Below are 22,017 nucleotides of genomic sequence, written 5' to 3'. Positions count from 1 at the left end.
CCGTTCTGCACTGAAGGCAGAGGAAGAGGGCGACGACGGCTTGACGCTGAACGGCGCCGCGGTGGCGACATGACCCGCGATCCGGCAGCACCGGTCGCGCAATCCCGGTCCATCGATCGAAGTCATCCCGCCTCAATGCCCACCTATGGCTACATCGCCCCGCCCTGGAAATTGAAATCATTGTCATTTACAATCGGCGACCTTTCCGCCCGTTGGCCTACCGACCGCTTCCGTTACGTGAGCTCCGAACTTGAGTCCGTGCGCTTCTACAAGCTGCACCGAAGCGATCTGATAAGCTACGCCGACAGTTTCGTGCGGGATCGCGCCAGCGCCGAAGACATCGTGCAAGACGCCTGGGAGCGCGTGCAGGCGGTGGAGCAGGGACGCTCGCTGGCCGAGCCGATCGGGTATTTCTACCGCACCGTTCGCAATCTGGCGCTCGACTGGCTGCGTGCGCGCAAGCGCCACAGCGTCGAGACCGACAGCGATCCCAACGAGCTGGCCGCCACCCTCCCGGACCACGCGCCCTCGCCGGAAGCGACCGTCTCGGCCCGCCGGGATCTGCATCGTGTGCTCGAAAGCCTGGACGAGTTGCCCGAACGTTCCCGCGTGGCCCTCACGCTGCACACCGTCGACGGGCTGAAACTGCGCGAAATCGCCGAGCGGCTGGGCCTGTCGGTGACCTTCACGCATCAATTGATCGCCGAAGCCAAGATGCACTGCATCCAACGTTTGTCGCGCCGCCTGTGAAGCACGAAGACCACGACACCGCCTGGGATGCCGCGCTGCGCGCTGCGGTTGACTGGAGCATTCTGCTCGACGACGACCCCGACGATCCCGATCTGCGCACGCGCTTCGAGGCCTGGCGCGCGGCCGATCCCTTGCACGATGGCGCCTGGCGCCAGACCGCCCACGTCGACGCGCTGATCCGCGAGTCTGCCGCTGTGCCAACCGAAGCCATCGCGCCGCCCGTTCGTGCGCGGCCTCTGCGGCCGCGCTTGCGGCACGTGGCGGCCGGCCTCGGCCTGGCGGTCGTGGCCTGGCTGGCCGTTCCGGTCGTGTTGCTGCAGGTCCGCGCCGACTTCATCACCGACTCGAAAAGCCAGGCCGAGATACGCCTGGAGGACGGCAGCCGCGTGCGCCTTGCACCGGGCAGTGCCATGCGGGCCGAGATCGGTGCCGCCGGCCGGCAGGTCACGCTCTACGCCGGCGAAGCGTTCTTCCAGGTCGAGCCCGATGCACGCCGGCCGTTTCGCGTCGTGGCCGAAGGCACCCAGGTGACGGTGCTCGGCACGGGGTTCAACGTGCGCATCGGGGACCACCAGACCGACGTCGCGGTCAAGCATGGCCGGGTGCAGGTCCAGCAGATCGAACCGCAGGATTCGAGCGAGGTGCTGACCAGCGGGCAGTGGGTGCGGATGCCGGCTCAAGGGCCGGCCATCAAGGGCACCATTGCGCCCGAGGTGGTGGGCAGCTGGACGCCAACGCGGCTGGTGGCCGTGGACCGCCCCTTGCCCGATGTCATCGATGACCTGCGCCGGCGCTACGCCGGCCGCATCCTGCTGCTGGGCGCTGCGTCGCAGAACCTCAGCGTGACGGGCATTTTCGACACGCGTGATCCGGCCGCGGCGGCGGCGCTGATCGTGCAGCCGCACGGCGGCCGGGTGCGCCAGATCACGCCCTGGCTGCTGGTCGTGTCGCTGGATGCGCCGGCGTCATGAGGCATTCCCCTAGGCTTCGTAGGGAATTACCGAAAAATCGGCGGGCTGCTTCGTTGTCTCGATAGAACCTGGACGGACCGATGTCCGACCGGCGTGATATCGCACAATCGGAGCAAGCGAGAATGAAGAAGAAAGTGGGGAAGCGCCTGGCGCAAGGCGTCGCGACGAGCAGCCTCGTCATTGCGAGCCTGACCATGGGTTTGCCGGGCGGGGCGGCAGCTCAGCCGCGGGCGGCGCAGACGGCGTCGTTCGACATTCCGGCCCAGTCGCTGGCCGACGCGCTGGTGATCTTCGGCGCGCAATCGGGTTATCAGGTCACGGTCGACGGCGCATCGATCCGCGCCGCGCGGGCGAATGCGGTGCGGGGGCAGATGCCCGCACAGCGTGCGTTGAGCGAATTGCTGGCGGGCAGCGGCTTCACGCACGACATCACGAACAACGTCGTGACGATCCGGCCGCTACCGGCGGCGTCCGGCAGCGCGACCCAGCTGGCGCCCGTCCAGGTCGAGGGCAGCGTGCCCACGGCGTACGGCCCCGCGGACGGCTATATCGCGTACCGCAGCGCGACGGCGACCAAGACGGATACGCCGCTGATCGAGGTGCCGGCCTCGGTGTCGGTGGTGACCGGCGAGCAGATCCAGGCCCAGCAACCCAAGACCGTCACGCAGGCGCTGCGCTATACGCCGGGCGTCACCAGCGAGGTGGCGGGCGGCCAGATCATCGCCGATCAACTCATCATTCGCGGCTTCCAGCAGGGCACCGGCCGTCTGCTGCGCGACGGACTGCGCGGCTTTCCGAGCGATTACCTCGGCTGGGACGCGCCCGAGCCCTATGGCCTGGAGCGCATCGAGGTGCTGCGCGGGGCGAGCTCGGTGCTGTACGGCTCCTCGGATCCCGGCGGCCAGATCAACCTGGTGACCAAACGGGCGCCGCGCACGCCGCAATATCAGGTGCAGGTGCAGGGCGGCACCCATGACTACTCGCACGCGGCGTTCGACATCGGCGGGCCGATGGACGCCGAGGGCGTATGGTCGTACCGCCTGACGGGGCTCGTCCGCAGCAATGACGTGCAGGTCGACGAGATCCGCAACGAACGCCGCTTCGTCGCGCCGACCTTCACGTGGCGGCCCAGCGCGGCGACTGAATTCACGCTGCTGACGGAATACCAGAAGCAGACGGGCAATTTCGCCAACGCGCTGCCTGCGCAAGGGACGGTCCTCTACAATCCGAATGGCAAGCTGCCGCGGCACCGGTATATCGGCGAGCCGGACTTCGATCGTTCGGTCAACGAGAAGACCTCGGTCGGCTATCTGTTCGAGCACCGCTTCAACGACACCCTCACGGTGCGCCAGAACCTGCGCTACTCGCACGTGCGCCACCGCAGCGACGAGCTGTTCATCCTCGGCTGGGCGGACGCAGACCAACGACTGGCCAACCGGTTCGCCGACTCGCGGCGCGGCAGCGGAGACGTGTTGGCGGTCGACAACCAGGTGCAGGCCAAGTTCACCACCGGTCCGGTCGATCACACGCTGCTGACCGGCCTGGACTACAGCCGGATCAAGTATTCGCAATGGCAGCAGCTGGGCCTGGCCGCGCCGCTGGACCTGTTTTCGCCGGTGTATGGCAACACCGACATGATGATGTTCCCGGCCAGCGAATACCGTCAGACCGTGCAGCAGACGGGCCTCTACCTGCAGGATCAGCTGAAGATCGACAAGAAGTGGGTGTTGCTGCTGGGCGGGCGGTACGACTGGGTGCGCAACGAAAACTCCGCCACCTGGGCCTCGGCGCCGGTGCAGAACGACGAGAAATTCACCGGCCGCGCCGGCCTGGTCTATCTGAGCGACACGGGCCTGGCGCCTTACATCAGCTATTTCGAGTCCTTCCTGCCCGCCACCGGCCGCACCTTCGACAATCGCGTCTTCAAGCCGGAGATGGGGCGGCAGTACGAGATCGGGGTGAAGTACGAGCCGCCGCAGTCCAATGCGATGTACACGCTCGCACTGTTCGACCTGACCAAGAAGAACGTCAGCACGCCCGATCCGGCTAACCCGGGCTTCAACATCCAGGAAGGGCAGACGCGCTCGCGCGGCGTGGAACTGGAAGCGAAGGTGGGCCTGGCACAGAACCTGGACCTGATGGCGAGCTACACCTGGAACGCGGTCAAGGTGAAGCGCTCCACCGAGCCCGAGATTCAGGGCAACCGCCCGGTGCGGGTGCCGGAGCACATGGCGTCGCTGTGGGTGGATTACCGTCTGCCCGCCTCGGGACCGCTGTACGGGCTGCGCATGGGCGGCGGCGTGCGCTATGTGGGCGACAGCTACGGCGATCGCGAGAACGCATTCAAGGTGCCGTCGTACACGGTGTTCGACGCGATGCTGCGATATGAATTCACGCCGGGCCGCGGGCTGGCGCTGTCCTTGAACGCATCGAACCTGTTCGACAAAAAGTATGTGGCATCGTGCTACAGCATGGTCGGCTGCCAGTACGGGCAGGGCCGGACGATGTACGCGACGATGGAATATACGTGGTGACGGCTGCTTGAGTCGGGCTCGCCAGCAGGGAAGCGCCCGAGGTCGCGCCCCTGCTAAACGACCTGCGTTCGGCCCCATTAAACAAAGGTGTCAGACTGCAATTTCCGAGGCGCTGGCAACCGCACTTAAGGTGTCAGACTGCAATTTCCCGGGCCGCGCCAACCGGATCAAAGGTGTCAGACTGCAATTTCCTGGACCGCACCAATCGCATCAAAGGTGTCAGACTGCATTTTCTTCGTCCATGGCCCGAGGGCCTTCGGACGACAAAACAGAATTCCGCCGTACGGAAAATTGCAGTCTGACACCTTTGTTTGGCGACTGGCGCCGACCTGGGTCAGTCCGACGCGCCCAGGCTGTAGACGGCGTAGAAGGGCACGCCGAAGAGGGTGCGGAACGACGGGCCCATGAGTCGGTAGAACAGGTTGTAGCCTTCCATCACCGTATGCGCGGCGCGCAAGCGCAGGCGCGGATGCGGGCGCGTGAGGTCTGCCAGCTTGCGTGGGCCCCAGTTGAATTGGGCATCGGTCTGTTTGACGGAGCGATGCATCTTGGCGCGGCCCATTGCGAGCCAGCACATCACGTCGAAGCAGAACACCGATCCGGCGGGCGCGCGCTCACCGAAGGTCGCGAGGATCTGCTCCACCTCGGCGGGCTGCAGATACATGAACACCCCCTCGCTCATCAGGAACACCGGGCTGGCCTGCCGCGTGGCGGGAAGGCCGAGCGCGTCCCACCAGCTCGGGTCGGTCAGGTCCAGCTCCGACAGGGTATGGCGCTCATGCCGCGCTGGCAGGAATTCGCGGCGCAGCTGCATCACCTCGGGCAGATCCGCGTCGGTCATGCGCATGTGACCATTGTCGAGCCACTGCAGATAGTCGCTCAGTCCGCAGCCCAGGTTTACCACCTGCGCGTCGGGCGCGGCACGCAGAAATGCCTGCGCCTCGCTGCGGAACCGTTGCGTGCGCGCCAACACGCCGTAGATACTCTGGCGGTCGCGTAACCATACGCTGCCATCGTCGCCCATCCGCTGCAGTGCGGCCGCGGCGTGGGCGTCGTCTACCGCCATCTGCGGAAACAACGCGCCGCCGAGCGCGCGCGCCGCAAGCGGAATGCGCAATGTCGAGGGAACCGCCGACAACTTGGGGGAAGAAAATTGGTCACTCATCGAAAGCATCCGGCCACTTGGCGAGCGCTCGGCACTCACACGCAAAACTGCGTGGCACCGCCACCGTGGCGTCAGGACTGGAATCGTGCCGACAGGCATGCAGCAAGGCCAACGCACCCACGATCAGCGCCCGCATCCCCAGCGTGAATTCCGCTTCGATCGCCGCCTCGACGGCTTGCACGTTTTCAGACGATGCCGCTGGCGGCGGCGGCTGCGATTCTGTTGCTTGCGCATACACCGTATCCGCCAGCGCCACGCAGTGATATGCCACGGTCGACGGCAACCCATGTGTGCGGGGTCGCGACAGGCTGAGCGTGCGCGCCACCTGTTCGTGGTGCGCATCGATCTTGGCCACCATCGATGGCGTCTTGGCGCCGCGACGGATCAGGAACGGTGCCACCCCGGGGTGCGCGCCGACCAGGCCGCGCAAGGAGTCGCTGAACCGGGCCAGGTAATCGGGCAGGGCCTGTCTGCGCGCCGCCATCGGCATCTGCCAGCGCTCGAAGATCGCTTCGGCCACCAGCCGCCGCAGCGCGTCCAGGCTCGGCACATGTTGGTACAGCGCCACGTGGCTCACACCGAGCTGCGCCGCGATGCCGACGAAGGTGAGTTGCGGCAGACCCATCTGGATGCCAGCGTCGGCAATGCGCTCGCGCGTGATGGTGCGCGGACGGCCGCGCGCCGGCTTGGCAGGGGAGGGAATGGACATGGCGGAGGGAGGAACCAGAGACTGGATTGTGGCGCGACTCAGATTTTTCGGGTGGACCAGCGTGAGTCTCTCACGCCAGACGTCTTCAGAAAATGCAGTCTGACACCATTGTTTTGAGTCGCGCCGGCCGGGAAATTGCAGTCTGACACCTTTGTTGGTTCGATCGCTGCCCGCGAAATTGCAGTCTGACTCCTTTTTATCGCTTGGCGGCGTCCGTGCGTTCGAGGCGGATTTCTTCCAGGCGGGCGATCGCGAGTTCGTAGCCTTGGTCGGCGGCGGCCTGGTGCCAGCGCAGCGCGGATTTCATGTCGAACGACTCGAGCGTCAAAGCGTGCATGAACTGTGCGCCGGCGTCGCCGCGTTTCGCTTCCGCTTCGATCGCCTGCATGGCCTGGATGTCGTGGCTGGGCGAATCGCCGAAGATCTGCATGTCCGGCCCGAGCTGGTCGCCCACCAAGTCGCGCAACAAGGGCCGCATGTTAGCGAAGTGATGCTGCCAGGCGAGGGCGGTCAGCAGCGAAAACAGCAGCAGGGCGATCAGCGGGACAAACAGGCTTTTGCGGGACATGGAACCTTCTGTTGGGGAACATTGAGTGCGTCTGACCGCGTGCCGCGGCAGCACGGCGGTACCGTGCCACTGCAGGGGCCGCCGCCCGGGGGGGTCGAATATATCAAAGCGCACCTGCCGCACCAACGCAGGAGCCCGTGGCGCCTGGGTCCGAGCCAGGCGCCGACGCCTGCAACCCCGCCGCCGTTCAACGCCGTACCTTTCCCTTGGACGGCGATAATGTGCAGGCTCGCCTTCGCAAGCGTCATGCGCCGCCCGTTATCATCACTCCCATCTTCCGATTCTCAGCGCGTATCTACTGATGGCCAACTTGAAATCATTTCGTCCGGGCAAGGCGCCGTATCACACCGATGATCGGTTCTGGTATCTGTTCGAAGACGAGAAGGGCGCGCGCTACATGCTCGTGGCCTGCGAGGCGTCGTTCGTGAGTTACCAATGCCTGGTGAAGCTCAACGAGGCGGAACTGCGCGATATGCACGGGCTGGGATGGTTGTCTGCGCAACATCTCGCGAATCGCATCAACTACTTCGTGGATGACTACAAGACGCGACGCATCGTCGGCCCGCTGCTGGCGGCCGCGATCGCGGCGGCGTCGCGCAGCGACGAGGATGCCGGCGCGGAACACTGAAACGCAGGCAGGGTATTGGAAAATGGCATGTTCATCGCCGCCGCTTCGTCCTCCCCCGGTCCCTCAGTCCTTGCGCGATCTGCTCGAGGACTATCCGGATTGTGTCGAGCGATTGCAGGACTCCCTGAACGCATACGCCGGCAATCCTGTCGATCGAGACCCATTCAGAGGGGCGATCCTCGCGCTCCAAGGCACGTTGCAAGCCTTGTCTGCCGAGGCCGGCAATCAACTCGCCGCCGCCAGAGCTGCCGACGAGACGGCAATGATCGCCAGCGCGTCGAAGAAGTATCAGCAGCTGTTTACTGCCGGATGGTTCGTCTTCGAAATGGTGGATATGGACGAGCTTTGGAACCACTTCCGCGCGAACCGGGACACGTTTCAATAAGCACGCCCGCGCATCCGTCGAGCCGACGTCTGCGATCGTTGCTTGACGCCGCTCAGCGCGCGGACGTGCATACGCGCTGTTACCTGGCGCTGTTTCATCGGCTCGGGGTGGCGTGCTAAGTTACCGCTGCGCCTGCGTCGCGGGTCCGGCGATGCGATGCGGCGGTCCAGGCGTGGCTCGGGCTTGTCGATGCCGCTGCCTTTTCTCACTTACAGAACACCATGAAAAACCAAACTGATCGTTTCCTGTCCCGTTCCGCAAAGACGTGTTCGGCCGGCCTGCGCGCGCTGGCGTTGGGTGTGGCGATGAGCGGCTTTGCGTCGCTGGCTTCGGCGGCGGATCTGCCGCCGCAGGGCGGTGGCGGCGCGCAAGGGCAGATGCGGGCGCACTCGGCGAACGAGAATCGCCTGGCGCCCGCGGCGGCGCAGCCGTCGATGGCGAAGGCGGAGAGCGCTTCGGCCGTGCAGCGCACGGATGTCAAGGATGATGCGGGCGCCGCTTACGAGCGGCTGCTGAACAACAGCGGCATCGGCCTGCAATGGCTCTGGACCGATGCGCGCGGCAAACTGAACGCGGTGGACGACAACGGCGTGGTGCGTCTGGAGGGCGGTCACGCAACGGACGCGGGCTCGGTGTCGATCAAGGGCGAGGTGGTGTCGATCTCGGCCGACCGCTTCACGTTCCGCGGCACGATCCTGATCCTGGACGCGCCGGAGAAGGGCCGCCGCTGCGAACGCACCGGTGACCACGAGTTCCGAGCGACGGGCAAACGCAAGTACTGGCGCCTTCAAGACATGACGGTCTGCGGCGGCCTGACGGACTACGTCGACATCTACTATTGAGCGCCTGTTAGCCCGGCCTCACCGGGCCTGCGCATCCCCGTCGCGTCACCCGAAAAGGTGTCAGACTGCATTTTTCGCCTCGCGATAAATGCAGTCTGACACCTTTGTTCCACGCACACCGCATCATCAAAAATGCAGTCTGACACCTTTGTTCTGCCGTGGCCGTGCGCCGAGAGCGTCGGGGCGGGACGGGGGAGGACAACGTCCCGCCAGCTCGGATCAACGGGGCGATACCCCGAAAAGGTGTCAGACTGCATTTTCCCGCGCAGCGATAAATGCAGTCTGACACCTTTGTTCCGCGCACACCGCATCTTCAAAAATGCAGTCTGACACCTTTGTTCCGCGCACACCGCATCTTCAAAAATGCAGTCTGACACCTTTGTTCCGCGCACACCGCATCTTCAAAAATGTCGTCTGACACCTTTGTTTTGGGGCGGGGGTGCGCAGCGCGCTGGTGACGACGCGGGACGGGGCACCTGGCTTTGTTCGATCGCAATCTTTGCCGAGCGCCGGACCCGCCACGACATCGGCGGCGTGCGGACTTGGCGTGCGGCCGCACCTCGACCTCGTGTTGCCATCCCGCCGCATCACGCGCAGCGCGCACGCGCCGACACTTGAACCGCGTCCCTTGCTCGCGCTAGAATTCGAGCTCTCATCAGCAACCGCTTTTCTCTGGAGCCTCAAGTGCCCCGCATGATCGTCCTCCGCTAGTCGCCGACGACTGCTCTGCAAGCAGCCCGATCCGGCGCAGTCTGCGCCCGTGTTGGCTGCGGTACTGGTTCCGTTCCCCGACAGCCTGCCATGAGGCTGTGCGCGGCACGAAGCTCCCGCCTCCCACTTCTCGCGACGTCCCTCCGTTCTGCACCTGCAGCACGGCACGACACGACTCGCGCCCGATCCGTTCGTCGGCCATCTCTCTGGCTTTGGGCCCGGCTGCGCCAATAACGCAGCGGGCGACGAACATGCATTCCCTTTCCATTCTGAAATACCCCCGCACGCCCCACGTCGAAGGGTCGCGGCTGCAACCCGGCGACGACGCCAGCGATCAGGTGGCGCTCAAGACGCTCGCCGGATGCCACGTCGTCATCGAAGAAAAGCTCGACGGCGCCAACACCGGCGTGTCGTTCAGCGGCGCCGCCGAGCTGTTGCTGCAATCCCGCGGCCACTATCTCACCGGTGGCGGTCGCGAGCGCCAGTTCAACCTGCTCAAGCAATGGGCCGTCGCGCACGAGGCGCGCCTGCTCGAGACGCTCGAGGACCGCTACGTGATGTATGGCGAGTGGACGTACAGCAAGCATTCGGTGTTCTACGACTGCCTGCCGCATCACTTCCACGAGTTCGACATCTACGACCGGCGCGACGACTGCTTCCTGTCCACGCCGCGCCGTCATGCGCTGCTGGCGGGCGTGCCGGTGCTGCCGGTGCCGGTGCTGTATGCCGGCCCCATGCCCCCGCGGCCCGCGTTGCTGTGGCAACTGGTGCGCACGTCGCTGGCCAAGAGCCGGCACTGGCGTGACGGCTTTGCGCAAACGGTGGCGCGTGAAGGGCTGCCCGCCGCGCTGTGCTGGCAGCAGACCGACACCTCGGATCGTGCGGAGGGGCTCTACATCAAGGTCGAAGACGAGGGCCGGGTGCTTGCACGCTACAAGCTGGTGCGGCCCGACTTCGTACAGACCATCCTCGACAGCGGATCGCATCATCAGCGCCGCCCGATCCTGCCCAATGGCCTTGCAGCCGGCGTGGATCTGTTCGCGCCGATGCTGACGATGACCTGGGCAGACCTGGGTCTGCGCACGCTCGAAGGACTGGACGCGCTGCGCGCGCAGGCCGATGCCGCCGGGAAATCCGGCCGCGCCGCCTGAATCGCGCCGGCGCCGACAAGGAGAATCATATGAACTGGAATCAACTGAACACGCTGCCGCCCGCGCCGGGCGCGGCCTTCGACGCCGCGGCGTGCCTGGCGGCCTTCCCGGTGCTGGAGCATGCCAGGCGCACGCCGCAGGAGCCGCGCTATCACGGCGAGGGCGACGTCTGGACGCACACCGGCATGGTGATCGACGCGCTGGTGCAGTCGGCGGACTATCGCGACGCGGACGACGACGCGCGTTGCGTGCTGTTCTTTGCCGCGTTGCTGCACGACGTGGCGAAGTACCGTACCACGGTGGTGGACCCCGTCACCGGCCGCATCGGCCAGCCTGGCCACTCGCGCAAGGGCGCGGTGGACGCGCGCGTGCTGTTGTGGGAGGCGGGCATGCCGTTCGCCCTGCGCGAGGCTGTGTGCCGGCTCATCGCGGTGCACCAGGTGCCGTTCTACCTGCTCGACGACCCGCGTCGTGCGCAGACGGCGAGCTTCACGCTGCACGAGCTGTCGTGGCAGCTCGATCTGCGCCTGCTGGCCGCGCTGGCCGAGGCCGACATGCGCGGGCGCATCTGCGCCGACCAGGCGCGGGTGCTGGACAGCATCGAGCTGTTTCGCGAGCTGGCGCGCGAGGAAGGATGCTACGGCGAGCCGCGCGCCTTCGCCGATGCGCACACCCGGCTCAGCTATTTCCGCGGCGCGGACGTCCATCCCGACTACGCGCTGTTCCAGGAGCCGGGGTCGCGGGTCACATTGATGTGCGGCCTGCCGGCGTCGGGCAAGGATAGTTGGGTGCGCACGCATCGGGCCGGCCTGCCGGTCGTCTCCTATGACGACGCGCGTGAAGCCCTCGGGCTCAAGCATGGCGAGAACGACGGCAAGGCCGCACATCACGCCACCGACCTGGCGCGTGCGTTGCTGCGCGAAGGCAAACCCTTCGTCTGGAACGCCACGCACCTGAGCCGCCAGATGCGCACGCGCACGCTCGACCTCTGCTATGCCTATGGCGCCGAGGTCGAGATCGTGTATCTGGAGCAGCCGCGCGCCGAGCTGCTGCGGCGTAACAGCCGCCGCGACACGACGCTGAGCAACAAGGCCTTGCTGGGCATGCTGCACCGCTGGGAGCTGCCCGTGCCGACCGAGGCGCACATGGTGCGCTACGCGGCCACCGTGTGAGCCATCTCCACCGGCGCGAGGGGCGTGTCCGTCCAGGCGCGCCGCAGCGTGGTGGCGAAGCCGCCGTCCACCCGGGAATAGGGGCGGGCGCTGGTGGTGACGCGCGGCCGGGCGCTCCAGGCGATCGCGACGCCTGCCTGCTCGAGCCGGTCGACCAGCGCCTGGTCTTCGCTGCATGCGAGCGCCTCGAAGCCGCCGATGTGCAGATAGGCGTCGCGGCTGATGCCGAGGTTGGCGCCATGCACGTGGCGATGGCCGTCGCGATCCTGGTAGGCGGCGCGAAACGCGGCGCGGGCCGCGGCCGCGTTCGCGCCATGGCAGCGCCAGTCCTTCACGCCCACCGTGCCGCACACCACCGCCGCCTGCAGCGCCAGCTGATCGGCGAGCCAGCGCGGCGCCACGGTCGTGTCGGCGTCGGTGAAGGCCAGCCAGCGCGCGCCGGCCTCGATCAGATGCCGTGCGCCGGCCGCGCGGGCCAGCCCCACGTTGCGGTGATGCGTGACGATGCGCGCAACTGGATGGCGGCGCGCCCGCTGCGGGGTCGCGTCGGTACAGGCGTCGAGCACCACGGCGATCCGCACCGGCTCGCCGCCGAGCGCCGGATGGCGCGCCGCGCGCAATACCGACGCGAGGCACGCGTCGATCACGGCTTCTTCATTATGGGCGGGAATACAGACGCCGATCATGGCATGGCTCCTTCCTGTTTGCGCCAGATGTCGAGCCGGAACTCGGGATCGAGGTGCGACACGCGCCGCTGCATCGCGGGCAGCGCGTCGACCAGCGCATGCACGGCGGCCGTGTCCTGGCGGCGGTCATGGAACGCCGGCGTGTAATGGCACATGGCCCAGTCGCCGCCGACCGCCAGCGAGGAGACGCATCGATCCAGCCAGCGCCGCAGGTCGGTGGCGCCGAAGTAATAGGCCAGCTCCGAGACCACGATCAGGTCGTATCCGGCCGCCGGCACCTCCGGCCAGTCGCCCGGCAGCGTGCGGGTCTCGACCTCGGCATGGCGATGACCGTGCCGCGCCAGCAGATCGCGACAATGAGCCGCGGCGGTCGGCGCGCCGTCCACCGCGCGCAGCGCCTGGCATCGCGTGGCCAGTTCAAGGGTTGCATAGCCCGTGCCACAGCCGAGCTCCAGGCCCTGGCGATAGCGCTCGCGGGGCAGGGCTGCCAGCATCAGGGCGCGCTTGCGCCGCTCGTACCAGCGGTCGGCGACGTCCCAGGGATCCGGGTCGGCGCGGTACATCGCCTCGAAATCCGTCATCGCAGCAGCACCTCGAAGGGGCGCAGCAGCCGTTCCAGCGCGAAGGCGGGCAGGATGGGCGGACGCCCGGTGTCCGGATCGGGCTCGAGCTGGCTGCGAAAGCGCTGCACGGCCAGACGTTTGGCCTGCAGGTCTTCCGGCGCCAGCGGGATGCGGCAGGCACGATCGGCCGGCAGCTCGCCGCGCTCGGGCGCGGCCCAGTGCCAGCCCCAGATCGGCACGTCGAAATAGCGGCAACGGGCCCGCAGCGCCGCTCGACGGCCGGCCCGGCCGACGGCCTCGTGGTCGGGATGGCCATCCAGGCTCCAGGTGCCGAGTACCAGGTCGCCCGCCTCGAGACGGTCGGCGAGCCGCTCGGTGAGGGCAGCTTCGTTGGCGCTGACGCCGCCGTCGGGCAGGCGCAGGCGCGCCCGACGCGCCGGAATGCCCAGCGCGCGCAGGGCGCGGCGGCTCTCGCGCGTGCGAATCTCCGCCAGCGCATCGCCGGGATAGCGCGGCGAGTCCGGATGGCTGGCCTCGCCGTCGGTCACCGCCCAGACCTGCACGTCCAGCCCCAGGCCGGCCAGTTGGCGCATGATGCCGGCGCAGCCCAGGATCTCATCGTCGGGATGCGGCGCCAGTACATGCACGGTGCGGCTGCCGCCGGCCAGCTCGCGTGCCGATTGCGCGGGCAACGGATGCGCGCGCAACCAGTCCTGCCAGGCGGCCTCGGGCGTGCCCGCGCCGACGATACGGCGCGCGCCTACAGCGTCCACGGCAGCTCCGGGGCGAGGCGGGCGACGTCGCGGCCATGCACGGCGAGGTCGCGTTCGGCGTGGCTCTGGCGCATGAACACCGGCAGGTCCGCCACCAGGCGGCCAAATCCGGCGTCCTTGCACAGCGGCCCGGCCCCTAGAGCGCGGGTGGCATGCTCCAGCACGATGTTGGCGGCGTGCTCCACCGCGAGGCGGGCGCGCTGCACCGGCAGCTCGCAGGCCATATCGGGGTGCGCGTCGATCTCCGCGGCCGCCAGGCGCAGCTGCGCACGCGCCTGCACCAGGGCCACGTCGATGCTGCCCAGGTGGGCCTGGGCGTGGGCGTCGATTTCGCGGGTGCGGGCGGCCTGCAGCAGGTGGCGGGCGATGCGGTCGGCCGCGCCGTACCAGCACGCGGCCACACCCGCCGCGCCGTGCAGAAAGCCCGGCCGGTGCACATACTCGCCGGGCCCGCCCACGGGCGTGGCCACGACGTCTTCAAAACTGACATTGACACTGTCGGTGCCGGCCATGCCGATGGCGTGCCAGCCTTCGCCGGTCACGCGCACGCCCGGCTGGTCCAGCGCGACCGCGGCCAGTTGCGGCCGGCCTTCGGCGTCCCAGGTGCTGACCAGGGCATGGCTCAGGTGCGCGGCGCCCGAACACCAGGCCTTGACGCCAGTGAGGCGCAGCCGGCCGGCGTCGTCGGGGTCGATCGTGGCATGCACGCGGTGCGCGGGCGGCTCGGCGCACCAGACGCCCCAGGTGCCGTCGCCCTGTGGCGTGGCGCCGAGCTCCGCCTGGATCGCCAGCGCGTCGGCATGGCTTTCAAACAGTTTGGCCAGCGCGAGATCCTGCGCGCCGAGGCGCGCAAACACGCGCCAGCGCAGCAGCGTCTGGCCATGGCCCGGCAAGGGCAGGGCGCCGTGGCCCTGGCTCACCAGCTCGCGCAGGGCGGCCGGGCCCTCGTGCGGCAAGACAAAACGCCCCAGCAGGGCGTCGAGTCCGGGGCCGGTGCAGACCGGGGCCGGGATGGCCGGCGGCCGCACCGGCCCCAGCACCGCCCCGGTCCAGGCCGGGGCCACGCGCTGCATGCGCGTTGACGGTGCGGGTGCGATCATTTCTCGGCTTTGTAGCGATTGCGCAGGTCGCGGATCTGATCGTGGTTGCGGATCACGCCCTCTTGCTGGCGCTGCACGATCACGCGGATGTTCTCCGGCAGCGTTTCCTTCAGCGCGTCGGCGTATGCGGCCTTGGCCACGTCCTCGCCACGCTCGCACTCTTCCAGGATGGCCAGGTCGGTGCGGCTGCTCACGGCGGCCTTCAGGTTGGTCCAGCCGCGATGGACGGCGCCGGCAACGGTGCCGCTGTCCTCGGGTTTGCCGCCCAGTTCGGTCACCACGCGCTGCAGCTCGGCGGCGCCGGAGGCGCAATCCAGGGCGCGTTGGCCAAACAGTTGCTTGAGGGTCGGGTCCTTCGTGTCGTCGGCCGCGGCCTTGAAGCCCAGCTCGCCATTCTTCGACGTTTCGATCAGGTGGTTCAGTACCTTGACGATATGGTCAGCCATGCAGGTCTCCTTGAATACGTGGGCCGACGGTTGCCGGCCCAGACCCTGGCTGCGTAGCACGTAGCGTGCCCGGCTTCCCTGCGGCCCCGCGGGAATCGCCGGCGGCGCGCGCGCCGCCGGGCCGGCGCCGGCGGCCTGCCCGTCAGGGCGCACCCTCCGCACAGGGCGGACACCCTGCCGGTCGCTGCGCGCACCGCCGCCGCGAAACGGCGCCCGAACCGCCCCGTCCAAACAAAAACAGCCCGGCCAGGGCCGGGCTGCGACAGCGCGTGCGACGTGGCCGATCAGTGCAGGATCTGGCTCAGGAACAGCTTGGTGCGCTCGTTCTGCGGATTGTCGAAGAACGCGTCGGGCGTGTTCTGTTCGATGATCTCGCCGCGGTCCATGAAGATCACGCGGTTGGCCACCTTGCGCGCGAAGCCCATTTCGTGGGTCACGCACAGCATGGTCATGCCGCTTTCCTGGGCCAGCGTCACCATCACGTCCAGCACTTCCTTGACCATTTCCGGGTCGAGCGCCGAGGTCGGCTCATCGAACAGCATGATCTTGGGGTGCATGCACAGCGAGCGGGCGATCGCCACGCGCTGCTGCTGGCCGCCCGACAGCTGGCCGGGGTACTTGTTGGCCTGGTCGGGAATGCGCACGCGCTCCAGGTACTTCATGGCCGTGGCCTCGGCTTCGGCCTTGGGCTTTTTCAGCACCCAGGTCGGGCCCAGCGTCAGGTTTTCCAGCACGGTCAGGTGCGGGAACAGATTGAAGTGCTGGAACACCATGCCCACGTCCTTGCGGATCGTCTCGATCTGCTTGAGGTCGTTGGTGAGCTCGGTGCCGTCGACGATGATCTGACCTTGCTGATGTTCTTCGAGCCGGTTGATGCAGCGGATCATGGTGGACTTGCCCGAGCCCGAAGGCCCGCAAACCACGATACGTTCACCCGGCGCCACGTCCAGATTGATGTTGCGCAGCACGTGGAACTGGCCGTACCACTTGTTCACGCCCTGCAGGCGGATGATGGCATTGGACATGCCTGGACTCCTGTAAAGGTCGCCGCGCCCGCCCGGCGGGCGGCGCGGCCGTTGTACTCAGCGATGATGGCCGCGCGCCAGGCGCTTCTCGAGCGACTGGCTGTATTTGGACATCGAATAGCAGAAGACGAAATAGATGAGCGAGATGAACAGATAGGCTTCCACGCCGAACCCGCGCCATGCCGCGTCCGACAGCGCCGCCTTGGCGGCCAGCGTCAGGTCGAAGATGCCGATGATGACCACCAGCGAGGTGTCCTTGAACAAGGAGATGAAGATGCTCACCAGCGGCGGGATCACGATCTTGAGCGCCTGCGGCAAGATCACCTTGCGCATCTGCTGCCAGTAGGAGAGGCCGAGCGAATCGGCGCCCTCGTACTGGCCCTTGGGAATCGCCTGCAGGCCGCCGCGGATCGTCTCGGCGATGTAGGCGGCGGCAAACAGCACGATGGCGATCTGGGCGCGCAGCAGCTTGTCGATCGAAAAACCCTCGGGCAGGAACAGCGGCAGCATCACCGACGACATGAACAGCAGGCTGATGAGCGGCACGCCGCGGATCAGCTCGATGTACACCACGCACAGCGCCTTGATCGCCGGCATGCGCGAGCGCCGGCCCAGGGCCAGCAGCACACCGAACGGGAAGGCGAAGGCGATGCCGAAGGTGGCGAGGATCAGCGTGAGCGGCAGGCCACCCCAGCGCGCGTTCTCGACGTAGGTCAGGCCCAGCACGCCGCCCCACATCAGGACCGCCACGGCCGCGAGGCCCACGGTCCAGATCACGGCCAGGCCCATGTTCCAGAAGCGGCGCATGCCGCTCATGACGATCACGGCGATGAGGATGAAGGTCGCGATCAGCGGCCGCCATTGCTCGTCGTAGGGATAGGTGCCGAACAGGATCAGGCGATGCTTTTCGGCGATGAAGGCCCAGCAGGCGCCGCCGGAGGCCCGACATTCCTGCGCCGAGGTGGCGGTGAAGTTGGCCTTGACGAAGGCCCATTCGACCGCGGCGGGCAGCGCCATCAGCACCGCCCAGGCGAGCAGCACCGTGAACAGCGTACTGGCCGGCGAGGAAAACAGCCGGGCCTTGAGCCAGGCCCAGGCGCCGGTCTGGCCGGCGGGTGGCGGCAGGGTTTGCGTCGTACTGCTCATGTCAACGCTCCACCAGCGCGATGCGCGTGTTGTACCAGTTCATGAAAATCGAGATCGACAGGCTCACCGTGAGGTAGGCGGCCATGATGATGAGAATGCCCTCGATGGCCTGGCCGGTCTGGTTCAGCGTGGTGTTGACCACCGACACGATGTCCGGATAACCGATGGCCACCGCCAGCGAGCTGTTCTTGGTGAGGTTCAGGTACTGGCTGGTCATCGGCGGGATGATGACGCGCAGCGCCTGCGGCAGCACCACCAGCCGCAGCATCTGGCTGCGCTTGAGGCCCAGCGACTCCGCGGCCTCCCACTGGCCCTGGTTCACCGCCTGGATGCCGGAGCGCACCACCTCGGCGATGAAGGCCGAGGTGTAGATCACCAGGCCGGCGAGCAGCGCGGCGAATTCCGGCGACAGCGTGAGGCCGCCCTGGAAGTTGAAGCCCTTGAGCACCGGCATGTCGAGCGTGAGCGAGGCGCCGCTCGCGAGCCAGCCCAGCACCGGCAGGCCCACGATCAGGCCCAGGGCCGCCCGGCCCAGCGGAAACACGCGGCCGGTCGCGTCCTGGCGCTTGCGGCCCCAGTGCGCCAGCCCGATGATGGCCACGATGGCGAGCGCGAGGCCCGCCAGCATCCAGTCGAGCGAGGCGCCTTCCAGCCCCGGCACCTTGACGCCGCGATTGGAGATGAACACCCCGGCCACGGGATGGTGCGCCTGGCGCGGCGCAGGCATGTTCTCGGTGATGAGCGCATACCAGAAGAACAGTTGCAGCAGCAACGGCACGTTGCGCATGACCTCGACATACACCGAGGTCACCTTCGCCACGAGCCAGTTCTTCGACAGCCGGCCGATGCCGATCACCACGCCCAGCAGGGTGGCCAGCACGAGCGCGACCAGGGCCACGCGCAGCGTGTTCACCAGGCCGACCAGGATGGCGCGTCCGTAGGTGTCGGCCGGGCCATAGCTGATCAGGCTCTCGCCGATGGCAAAGCCGGCCTCGCGATCAAGAAAGCCGAAGCCGGTGGCGATGTTGCGCAGCGACAGGTTGACCAGCGTGTTGTGCACGAGGAACCAGATCATCAGGCCGACCGCGCCGAGCGCGAGCGCCTGATAGATCAGGGCCCGCGTGCGCGGGTCGTTCCAGGAGAGCCGTCGGGTGCCGGGCGGACGGGAGAGGGGCGCGCTCACGGCTCAGCCCGCCATCAGCTTGCCGACCGCGGCCGCGAGGCGGTCCATGCCTTGCTCGATGATGCCGGTCGAGGTGGCGAACGAGAAGCGCACGTACGGCGAGAGGCCATAGGAGCCGCCGTCGATCACCGCCACGCCGGCTTCGCGCAGGAAGAACAGGCTCACGTCCAGGTCGGTCTTGAGTTCGCCGGCCGGGCCCGTGCGGCCGATCAGGCCGCTGACGTTGGCATAGACGTAGAACGCCCCATCGGGCGTCGCGCACGAAATGCCGGGAATGGCGTTGAGACGGCGCACGATCAGGTCGCGCCGTTCCTTGAAGATCGCAACCATCTCGCCCACGCTGGACTGGTCGCCTTCGAGCGCGGCCTGCGCCGCCGCCTGCGAGATCGCGCTCGGGCAGCTGGTGCTTTGCGACATCACCGTGCTCATCGCCTTGATGAGGTCGGCCGGGCCGGCGCCGTAGCCCACGCGCCAGCCGGTCATCGCATACGACTTCGACATGCCGTTGACCACCAGCGTGCGCGAGACCAGCTGCGGCTCGACCTGCACCGGCGAGGCATGGGCCTCGCCGCTGTAGCAGAAGGGCGCGTAGATCTCGTCGCTCAGGATCCAGACCTGCGGATGGCGCAGCAGCACGTCGGTGATCTCGCGCATCTCGGCCGCGCTGTAGACCGCGCCGCTGGGGTTGCTCGGCGAATTGAGGATCAGCCAGCGCGTGCGCGGCGTGATCGCGGCTTCGAGTGTCGGGGCGCTCAGCTTGAACTCCTGCGATTCGGGGCAGCTCACCACCACCGGCTTGCCTTCGCCGAGCAGCACCATGTCCGGGTACGACACCCAGTACGGCGCGCACACGATGACCTCGTCGCCCGGCTCCAGGCTGGCGGTCAGCGCGGCCGCGATGACCTGCTTGGCGCCCGCGCCGACGGTTATCTGGTCCATGCCGTAGCTCACGCCGAGCGTGTCCTGCAGCGACTTCGCGATGGCGCGGCGCAGGCCCACGGTGCCGTTGGGGCTGGTGTAGCGGATGTCGCCGTCGGCGATGGCCTGCTGGCCGGCGCGCGCGATGTGGGCGGGCGTGCTCATGTCGGGCTCGCCCAGCGTGAAGTCGGCAATCTCCCGACCTTCGCGGCGCAGTTCGTCCACGACGATCTTGGCGGCCATGCTGGGGGAGGGTTTGATCTGTTTCAGGCGGGCATTGACGATGCTGTTCATGATTGAGGCTGGGTATCGGGTAATGACGTGGGGCGTACCGGCGGCGCGCGGCCGGGTCAGCCCTTCGGAAACGCGGCCCGGCGCCATTGCGCTGCAAAGCGCCGCGCGCAGGCCAAAAAAAAGCGGCTGTGCGTCCCTGGACGACGCACAGCCGCGTAGCGGTATCAGCGCACGGGCCAGCCGTACATCAGGCCGCCTTGCTTCCATTGGGCGTTCAGGCCGCGTTCGAGCTTGAGCGGGCTGCCCATGCCGAGCGCGCGTTCATAGCTCTCGCCGTAATTGCCCACCTGCTTGATGATGTTGTAGGCCCACTTGTCGTCCAGGCCGAGGTTCTTGCCCATGCCGGGCGTCACGCCCAGGATGCGTTGCACGTTGGGGTTGGTGCTCTTGAGCATCTCGTCCACGTTCTTCGAGGTGATGCCGTATTCCTCGGCCTCGAGCATCGCATTGAGCGTCCAGCGCACCACGTTGAACCACTGCTCGTCGCCCTGGCGCACCATGGGGCCGAGCGGTTCCTTCGACAGGTTCTCCGACAGGATCACCCAATCGTCGGGATTGGCCAGGCGCGTGCGCATGTTGGCGGCCGTGTTCGACTTGTCGTTGGTGTAGGCGTCGCAACGGCCCGATTCCAGCAGGCGGAAGTTCTCGTCGTAGTTCTCGACCAGCACCGGCTTGAAGCTGATGTTGTTGGCGCGGAAGAAGTCGGCCAGGTTCAGTTCGGTGGTGGTGCCGGGCTGCACGCAGATCGTGGCGCCGTCGAGGTCCTTGACGCTCTTCACGCCCATGGACTTGCGCACGATGATGCCCTGGGCATCGTAGAAGTTCACGCCCACGCCGATCAGGCCGAGCGTGGTGTCGCGCGTCAGGGTCTGGGTGGTGTTGCGCGAGAGCATGTCGATCTCGCCGGATTGCAGCGCCGTGAACTTGGCCTGCGCGGTCAGCACATTGCCCTTCACCTTGGAGGCGTCGCCAAAGATCGCGGCGGCGACGGCACGGCACATGTCCACGTCCAGACCGGTCCACTCGCCCTTGCTGTCGAGCACCGAGAAGCCGGGGATGCCGGCAAAGCCGCACTGCAAAAAGCCTTTCTTCTTGACGTTGTCGAACGTCACGCCGGCGTGGGCGGCGCCGGACGCCGCGCACAGCATGGCCGCCGCGAAGGCGGTGCAGAGGAACTTACGCATGGAGGGAATCTCCCGATTGGGCAGAGGTTGTATGACGGGTTGGCCGGGGAGGGCGGCAAACGGGGCTCTGACCGGGCAGGCCCTACGGTGCGCCGCACTCGTACGACATGGCGATGCGACCGATTGGAGGGGCGCGCCTGGGAAAAGCGGTGCGCCTCTGTCGTGCTGCAAGCTCATAATTCATATGATGGCAGCCATCATACAAGTGAGCATATAAGTAGATACCCGAATCCGATAAGCGGGCAGGGGGCCTCAGCCCCCGGCGATGCCGGGCTGGGACAGCAGCTTGCGGTAGCGGGCGATGGAGTCGCCGAGATGGCGCGCCATGGCGGCGCGCGCGGCGCCCGGATCGCGCCGCACGATGGCGGTGAGGATCGCCTCGTGCTCGTTGGCGTTGCGCTGCTCGTAGGCCTCGAGCTCGTCGGGCGTCTTGCCGCCGTGCTTGATGTTGAGGTCGAGCATCACGTCGCGCACCGCGGCCTGCAGCAGCGCGGCGAAGTGCGGATTGTTGGACGCGCGTGCGATGGCCAGGTGGAACTCGTAATCGGCCTTGACCGCGGCCCCCATGTCGCGCGAGGCGCGATTGAAGGCGTCGAAGGCCTCGATGATGGCGCTCAGGTCGGTGGCGCTGCGGCGCTCCGCCGCCAGCCCACAGGCCTCGACCTCCAGGCCGGCGCGCAGCTCCATGATGTGCAGGGCCCAGCGCGCATCGGTGGTCGGCTCGACGGCGAAGTCGATCGGCTTCTCGCGATCTTCGGTGACGAAAACGCCGATGCCGGGCTTGCTCACGAGCTGCCCGCTCAGGCGCATCGAGGCCACGGCCTCGCGCACCACGGTGCGGCTGACCTGGAACTCCTCGCAGAGCGCATGTTCGGAGGGCAGCTTGTCCCCGGCACGATAGACGCGTTCATCGAGGCGTTTGGAAAGCGCTTCGATGACGACGTCCGTCAGGCGCGAACGTGGGCGGGGACGCTGGGATTCTTCCATTGTGTCTCTGGGTAGGCGGTGCGCCGGAAGGCGACCAGCCCCTATGATACCCGCGCCATTGATATGACAGCATACAGGTCTACCCCAGGACAAACGCCCTCCATGAAGGAGGGCGTCTGGATGTCG

General features: G+C 67.2%; 22 protein-coding genes. 8 read left to right on the top strand and 14 right to left on the bottom strand.

All coding sequences use genetic code 11. The features are described from left to right. The first annotated feature begins 69 nt into the window (after positions 1-69). The 3 genes from CEG14_RS10600 (at position 70) to CEG14_RS10590 (ending at position 4,255) form a co-directional block, all read left to right on the top strand. Positions 70-750, top strand: coding sequence for an RNA polymerase sigma factor (locus CEG14_RS10600; protein ID WP_094826333.1), 681 nt, complete (start codon positions 70-72; stop codon positions 748-750). After that, the gene (locus CEG14_RS10595; protein ID WP_094826332.1) at positions 747-1,721 is read left to right on the top strand and encodes a FecR family protein; all 975 of its coding nucleotides are present in this window, start codon (positions 747-749) and stop codon (positions 1,719-1,721) included. Before CEG14_RS10600 ends, CEG14_RS10595 begins: the two co-directional genes overlap by 4 nt. Positions 1,722-1,843: 122 nt before the next feature. Further along, entirely contained in the window at positions 1,844-4,255 is a 2,412-nt protein-coding gene (locus tag CEG14_RS10590; protein WP_094826331.1) for a TonB-dependent siderophore receptor, read from the top strand. 334 nt (positions 4,256-4,589) lie between these two features. Here the strand turns inward: CEG14_RS10590 and CEG14_RS10585 are convergent, their stop codons facing one another. From CEG14_RS10585 to CEG14_RS10575, 3 genes are all read right to left on the bottom strand, one after another. Beyond that, positions 4,590-5,420: a class I SAM-dependent methyltransferase gene (locus tag CEG14_RS10585; protein ID WP_094826330.1), complete on the bottom strand. Its 831-nt coding sequence runs from the start codon at positions 5,418-5,420 to the stop codon at positions 4,590-4,592. Next, the gene (locus tag CEG14_RS10580) at positions 5,413-6,129 is read right to left on the bottom strand and encodes a TetR/AcrR family transcriptional regulator (RefSeq protein WP_218831323.1); all 717 of its coding nucleotides are present in this window, start codon (positions 6,127-6,129) and stop codon (positions 5,413-5,415) included. Before CEG14_RS10580 ends, CEG14_RS10585 begins: the two co-directional genes overlap by 8 nt. Before the next feature lie 196 nt (positions 6,130-6,325). Then, the gene (locus CEG14_RS10575; RefSeq protein WP_094826329.1) at positions 6,326-6,697 is read right to left on the bottom strand and encodes a hypothetical protein; all 372 of its coding nucleotides are present in this window, start codon (positions 6,695-6,697) and stop codon (positions 6,326-6,328) included. Between the two features lie 301 nt (positions 6,698-6,998). Here CEG14_RS10575 and CEG14_RS10570 point away from each other — a divergent pair, with 301 nt between their 5' ends. From CEG14_RS10570 to CEG14_RS10550, 5 genes are all read left to right on the top strand, one after another. Beyond that, a complete protein-coding gene (locus CEG14_RS10570; RefSeq protein ID WP_094826328.1) occupies positions 6,999-7,325 on the top strand; it encodes a hypothetical protein in 327 nt (108 codons plus the stop codon). A 70-nt stretch (positions 7,326-7,395) separates the two neighbouring features. Then, positions 7,396-7,710 carry a hypothetical protein gene (locus CEG14_RS10565; protein WP_143277193.1) on the top strand — a complete coding sequence of 105 codons (315 nt, stop codon included), beginning with the start codon at positions 7,396-7,398 and terminating at the stop codon, positions 7,708-7,710. Positions 7,711-7,931: 221 nt separating this feature from the next. Then, positions 7,932-8,552 (top strand): hypothetical protein, encoded by a 621-nt coding sequence (locus CEG14_RS10560; protein WP_094826326.1) that lies wholly within the window; start codon positions 7,932-7,934, stop codon positions 8,550-8,552. Positions 8,553-9,514: 962 nt separating this feature from the next. Then, on the top strand, positions 9,515-10,414 hold the full coding sequence (locus CEG14_RS10555; RefSeq protein ID WP_094826325.1) for an RNA ligase family protein: 900 nt from the start codon (positions 9,515-9,517) through the stop codon (positions 10,412-10,414). A 29-nt stretch (positions 10,415-10,443) separates the two neighbouring features. Next, entirely contained in the window at positions 10,444-11,586 is a 1,143-nt protein-coding gene (locus tag CEG14_RS10550; protein ID WP_094826324.1) for an AAA family ATPase, read from the top strand. Here the strand turns inward: CEG14_RS10550 and CEG14_RS10545 are convergent. The 11 genes from CEG14_RS10545 to CEG14_RS10495 form a co-directional block, all read right to left on the bottom strand. Further along, entirely contained in the window at positions 11,568-12,272 is a 705-nt protein-coding gene (locus CEG14_RS10545) for a glycosyltransferase (protein WP_094826323.1), read from the bottom strand. The two genes, CEG14_RS10550 and CEG14_RS10545, sit on opposite strands and share 19 nt — an antisense overlap. Further along, positions 12,269-12,853 (bottom strand): class I SAM-dependent methyltransferase, encoded by a 585-nt coding sequence (locus tag CEG14_RS10540; RefSeq protein WP_094826322.1) that lies wholly within the window; start codon positions 12,851-12,853, stop codon positions 12,269-12,271. The genes CEG14_RS10545 and CEG14_RS10540 overlap by 4 nt, the downstream gene beginning before the upstream one ends. Continuing rightward, positions 12,850-13,608 (bottom strand): PIG-L deacetylase family protein, encoded by a 759-nt coding sequence (locus tag CEG14_RS10535; protein ID WP_094826321.1) that lies wholly within the window; start codon positions 13,606-13,608, stop codon positions 12,850-12,852. Before CEG14_RS10535 ends, CEG14_RS10540 begins: the two co-directional genes overlap by 4 nt. Continuing rightward, entirely contained in the window at positions 13,596-14,708 is a 1,113-nt protein-coding gene (locus CEG14_RS10530; RefSeq protein ID WP_179280578.1) for an acyl-CoA dehydrogenase family protein, read from the bottom strand. Before CEG14_RS10530 ends, CEG14_RS10535 begins: the two co-directional genes overlap by 13 nt. Next, positions 14,705-15,154 (bottom strand): PA2169 family four-helix-bundle protein, encoded by a 450-nt coding sequence (locus CEG14_RS10525; protein ID WP_094826319.1) that lies wholly within the window; start codon positions 15,152-15,154, stop codon positions 14,705-14,707. Before CEG14_RS10525 ends, CEG14_RS10530 begins: the two co-directional genes overlap by 4 nt. A 284-nt stretch (positions 15,155-15,438) precedes the next feature. Then, a complete protein-coding gene (locus tag CEG14_RS10520; protein WP_094826318.1) occupies positions 15,439-16,179 on the bottom strand; it encodes an amino acid ABC transporter ATP-binding protein in 741 nt (246 codons plus the stop codon). A 57-nt stretch (positions 16,180-16,236) separates the two neighbouring features. Continuing rightward, a complete protein-coding gene (locus CEG14_RS10515; protein ID WP_094826317.1) occupies positions 16,237-17,325 on the bottom strand; it encodes an amino acid ABC transporter permease in 1,089 nt (362 codons plus the stop codon). A gap of 1 nt (position 17,326) precedes the next feature. Beyond that, positions 17,327-18,400 carry an amino acid ABC transporter permease gene (locus tag CEG14_RS10510; RefSeq protein ID WP_256985779.1) on the bottom strand — a complete coding sequence of 358 codons (1,074 nt, stop codon included), beginning with the start codon at positions 18,398-18,400 and terminating at the stop codon, positions 17,327-17,329. A 111-nt stretch (positions 18,401-18,511) separates the two neighbouring features. Continuing rightward, a complete protein-coding gene (locus tag CEG14_RS10505) occupies positions 18,512-19,720 on the bottom strand; it encodes an aminotransferase class I/II-fold pyridoxal phosphate-dependent enzyme (RefSeq protein WP_094826315.1) in 1,209 nt (402 codons plus the stop codon). A 164-nt stretch (positions 19,721-19,884) separates the two neighbouring features. Then, positions 19,885-20,904: an amino acid ABC transporter substrate-binding protein gene (locus CEG14_RS10500; RefSeq protein WP_176461457.1), complete on the bottom strand. Its 1,020-nt coding sequence runs from the start codon at positions 20,902-20,904 to the stop codon at positions 19,885-19,887. 252 nt (positions 20,905-21,156) lie between these two features. After that, entirely contained in the window at positions 21,157-21,891 is a 735-nt protein-coding gene (locus CEG14_RS10495) for a FadR/GntR family transcriptional regulator (protein ID WP_094826314.1), read from the bottom strand. Between the last annotated feature and the right edge of the window lie 126 nt (positions 21,892-22,017).

Source organism: Bordetella genomosp. 1 (assembly GCF_002261335.1).
Lineage (GTDB): Bacteria > Pseudomonadota > Gammaproteobacteria > Burkholderiales > Burkholderiaceae_B > Bordetella.
The sequence above is the reverse complement of the archived record's forward strand: the minus strand, read 5'-3'. Positions and strand labels throughout refer to the sequence as shown.

What these genes read in the sequence shown, in the direction of transcription:
- CEG14_RS10600 (WP_094826333.1), top strand. Translation starts at nt 70, where the DNA reads ATGACCCGCGATCCGGCAGCACCGGTCGCGCAATCCCGGTCCATCGAT.
- CEG14_RS10590 (WP_094826331.1), top strand. Translation starts at nt 1,844, where the DNA reads ATGAAGAAGAAAGTGGGGAAGCGCCTGGCGCAAGGCGTCGCGACGAGC.
- CEG14_RS10585 (WP_094826330.1), bottom strand. Translation starts at nt 5,420, where the DNA reads ATGAGTGACCAATTTTCTTCCCCCAAGTTGTCGGCGGTTCCCTCGACA.
- CEG14_RS10580 (WP_218831323.1), bottom strand. Translation starts at nt 6,129, where the DNA reads ATGTCCATTCCCTCCCCTGCCAAGCCGGCGCGCGGCCGTCCGCGCACC.
- CEG14_RS10575 (WP_094826329.1), bottom strand. Translation starts at nt 6,697, where the DNA reads ATGTCCCGCAAAAGCCTGTTTGTCCCGCTGATCGCCCTGCTGCTGTTT.
- CEG14_RS10570 (WP_094826328.1), top strand. Translation starts at nt 6,999, where the DNA reads ATGGCCAACTTGAAATCATTTCGTCCGGGCAAGGCGCCGTATCACACC.
- CEG14_RS10560 (WP_094826326.1), top strand. Translation starts at nt 7,932, where the DNA reads ATGAAAAACCAAACTGATCGTTTCCTGTCCCGTTCCGCAAAGACGTGT.
- CEG14_RS10555 (WP_094826325.1), top strand. Translation starts at nt 9,515, where the DNA reads ATGCATTCCCTTTCCATTCTGAAATACCCCCGCACGCCCCACGTCGAA.
- CEG14_RS10550 (WP_094826324.1), top strand. Translation starts at nt 10,444, where the DNA reads ATGAACTGGAATCAACTGAACACGCTGCCGCCCGCGCCGGGCGCGGCC.
- CEG14_RS10545 (WP_094826323.1), bottom strand. Translation starts at nt 12,272, where the DNA reads ATGATCGGCGTCTGTATTCCCGCCCATAATGAAGAAGCCGTGATCGAC.
- CEG14_RS10540 (WP_094826322.1), bottom strand. Translation starts at nt 12,853, where the DNA reads ATGACGGATTTCGAGGCGATGTACCGCGCCGACCCGGATCCCTGGGAC.
- CEG14_RS10530 (WP_179280578.1), bottom strand. Translation starts at nt 14,708, where the DNA reads ATGATCGCACCCGCACCGTCAACGCGCATGCAGCGCGTGGCCCCGGCC.
- CEG14_RS10525 (WP_094826319.1), bottom strand. Translation starts at nt 15,154, where the DNA reads ATGGCTGACCATATCGTCAAGGTACTGAACCACCTGATCGAAACGTCG.
- CEG14_RS10520 (WP_094826318.1), bottom strand. Translation starts at nt 16,179, where the DNA reads ATGTCCAATGCCATCATCCGCCTGCAGGGCGTGAACAAGTGGTACGGC.
- CEG14_RS10515 (WP_094826317.1), bottom strand. Translation starts at nt 17,325, where the DNA reads ATGAGCAGTACGACGCAAACCCTGCCGCCACCCGCCGGCCAGACCGGC.
- CEG14_RS10510 (WP_256985779.1), bottom strand. Translation starts at nt 18,400, where the DNA reads ATGATCTGGTTCCTCGTGCACAACACGCTGGTCAACCTGTCGCTGCGC.
- CEG14_RS10505 (WP_094826315.1), bottom strand. Translation starts at nt 19,720, where the DNA reads ATGAACAGCATCGTCAATGCCCGCCTGAAACAGATCAAACCCTCCCCC.
- CEG14_RS10500 (WP_176461457.1), bottom strand. Translation starts at nt 20,904, where the DNA reads ATGCGTAAGTTCCTCTGCACCGCCTTCGCGGCGGCCATGCTGTGCGCG.
- CEG14_RS10495 (WP_094826314.1), bottom strand. Translation starts at nt 21,891, where the DNA reads ATGGAAGAATCCCAGCGTCCCCGCCCACGTTCGCGCCTGACGGACGTC.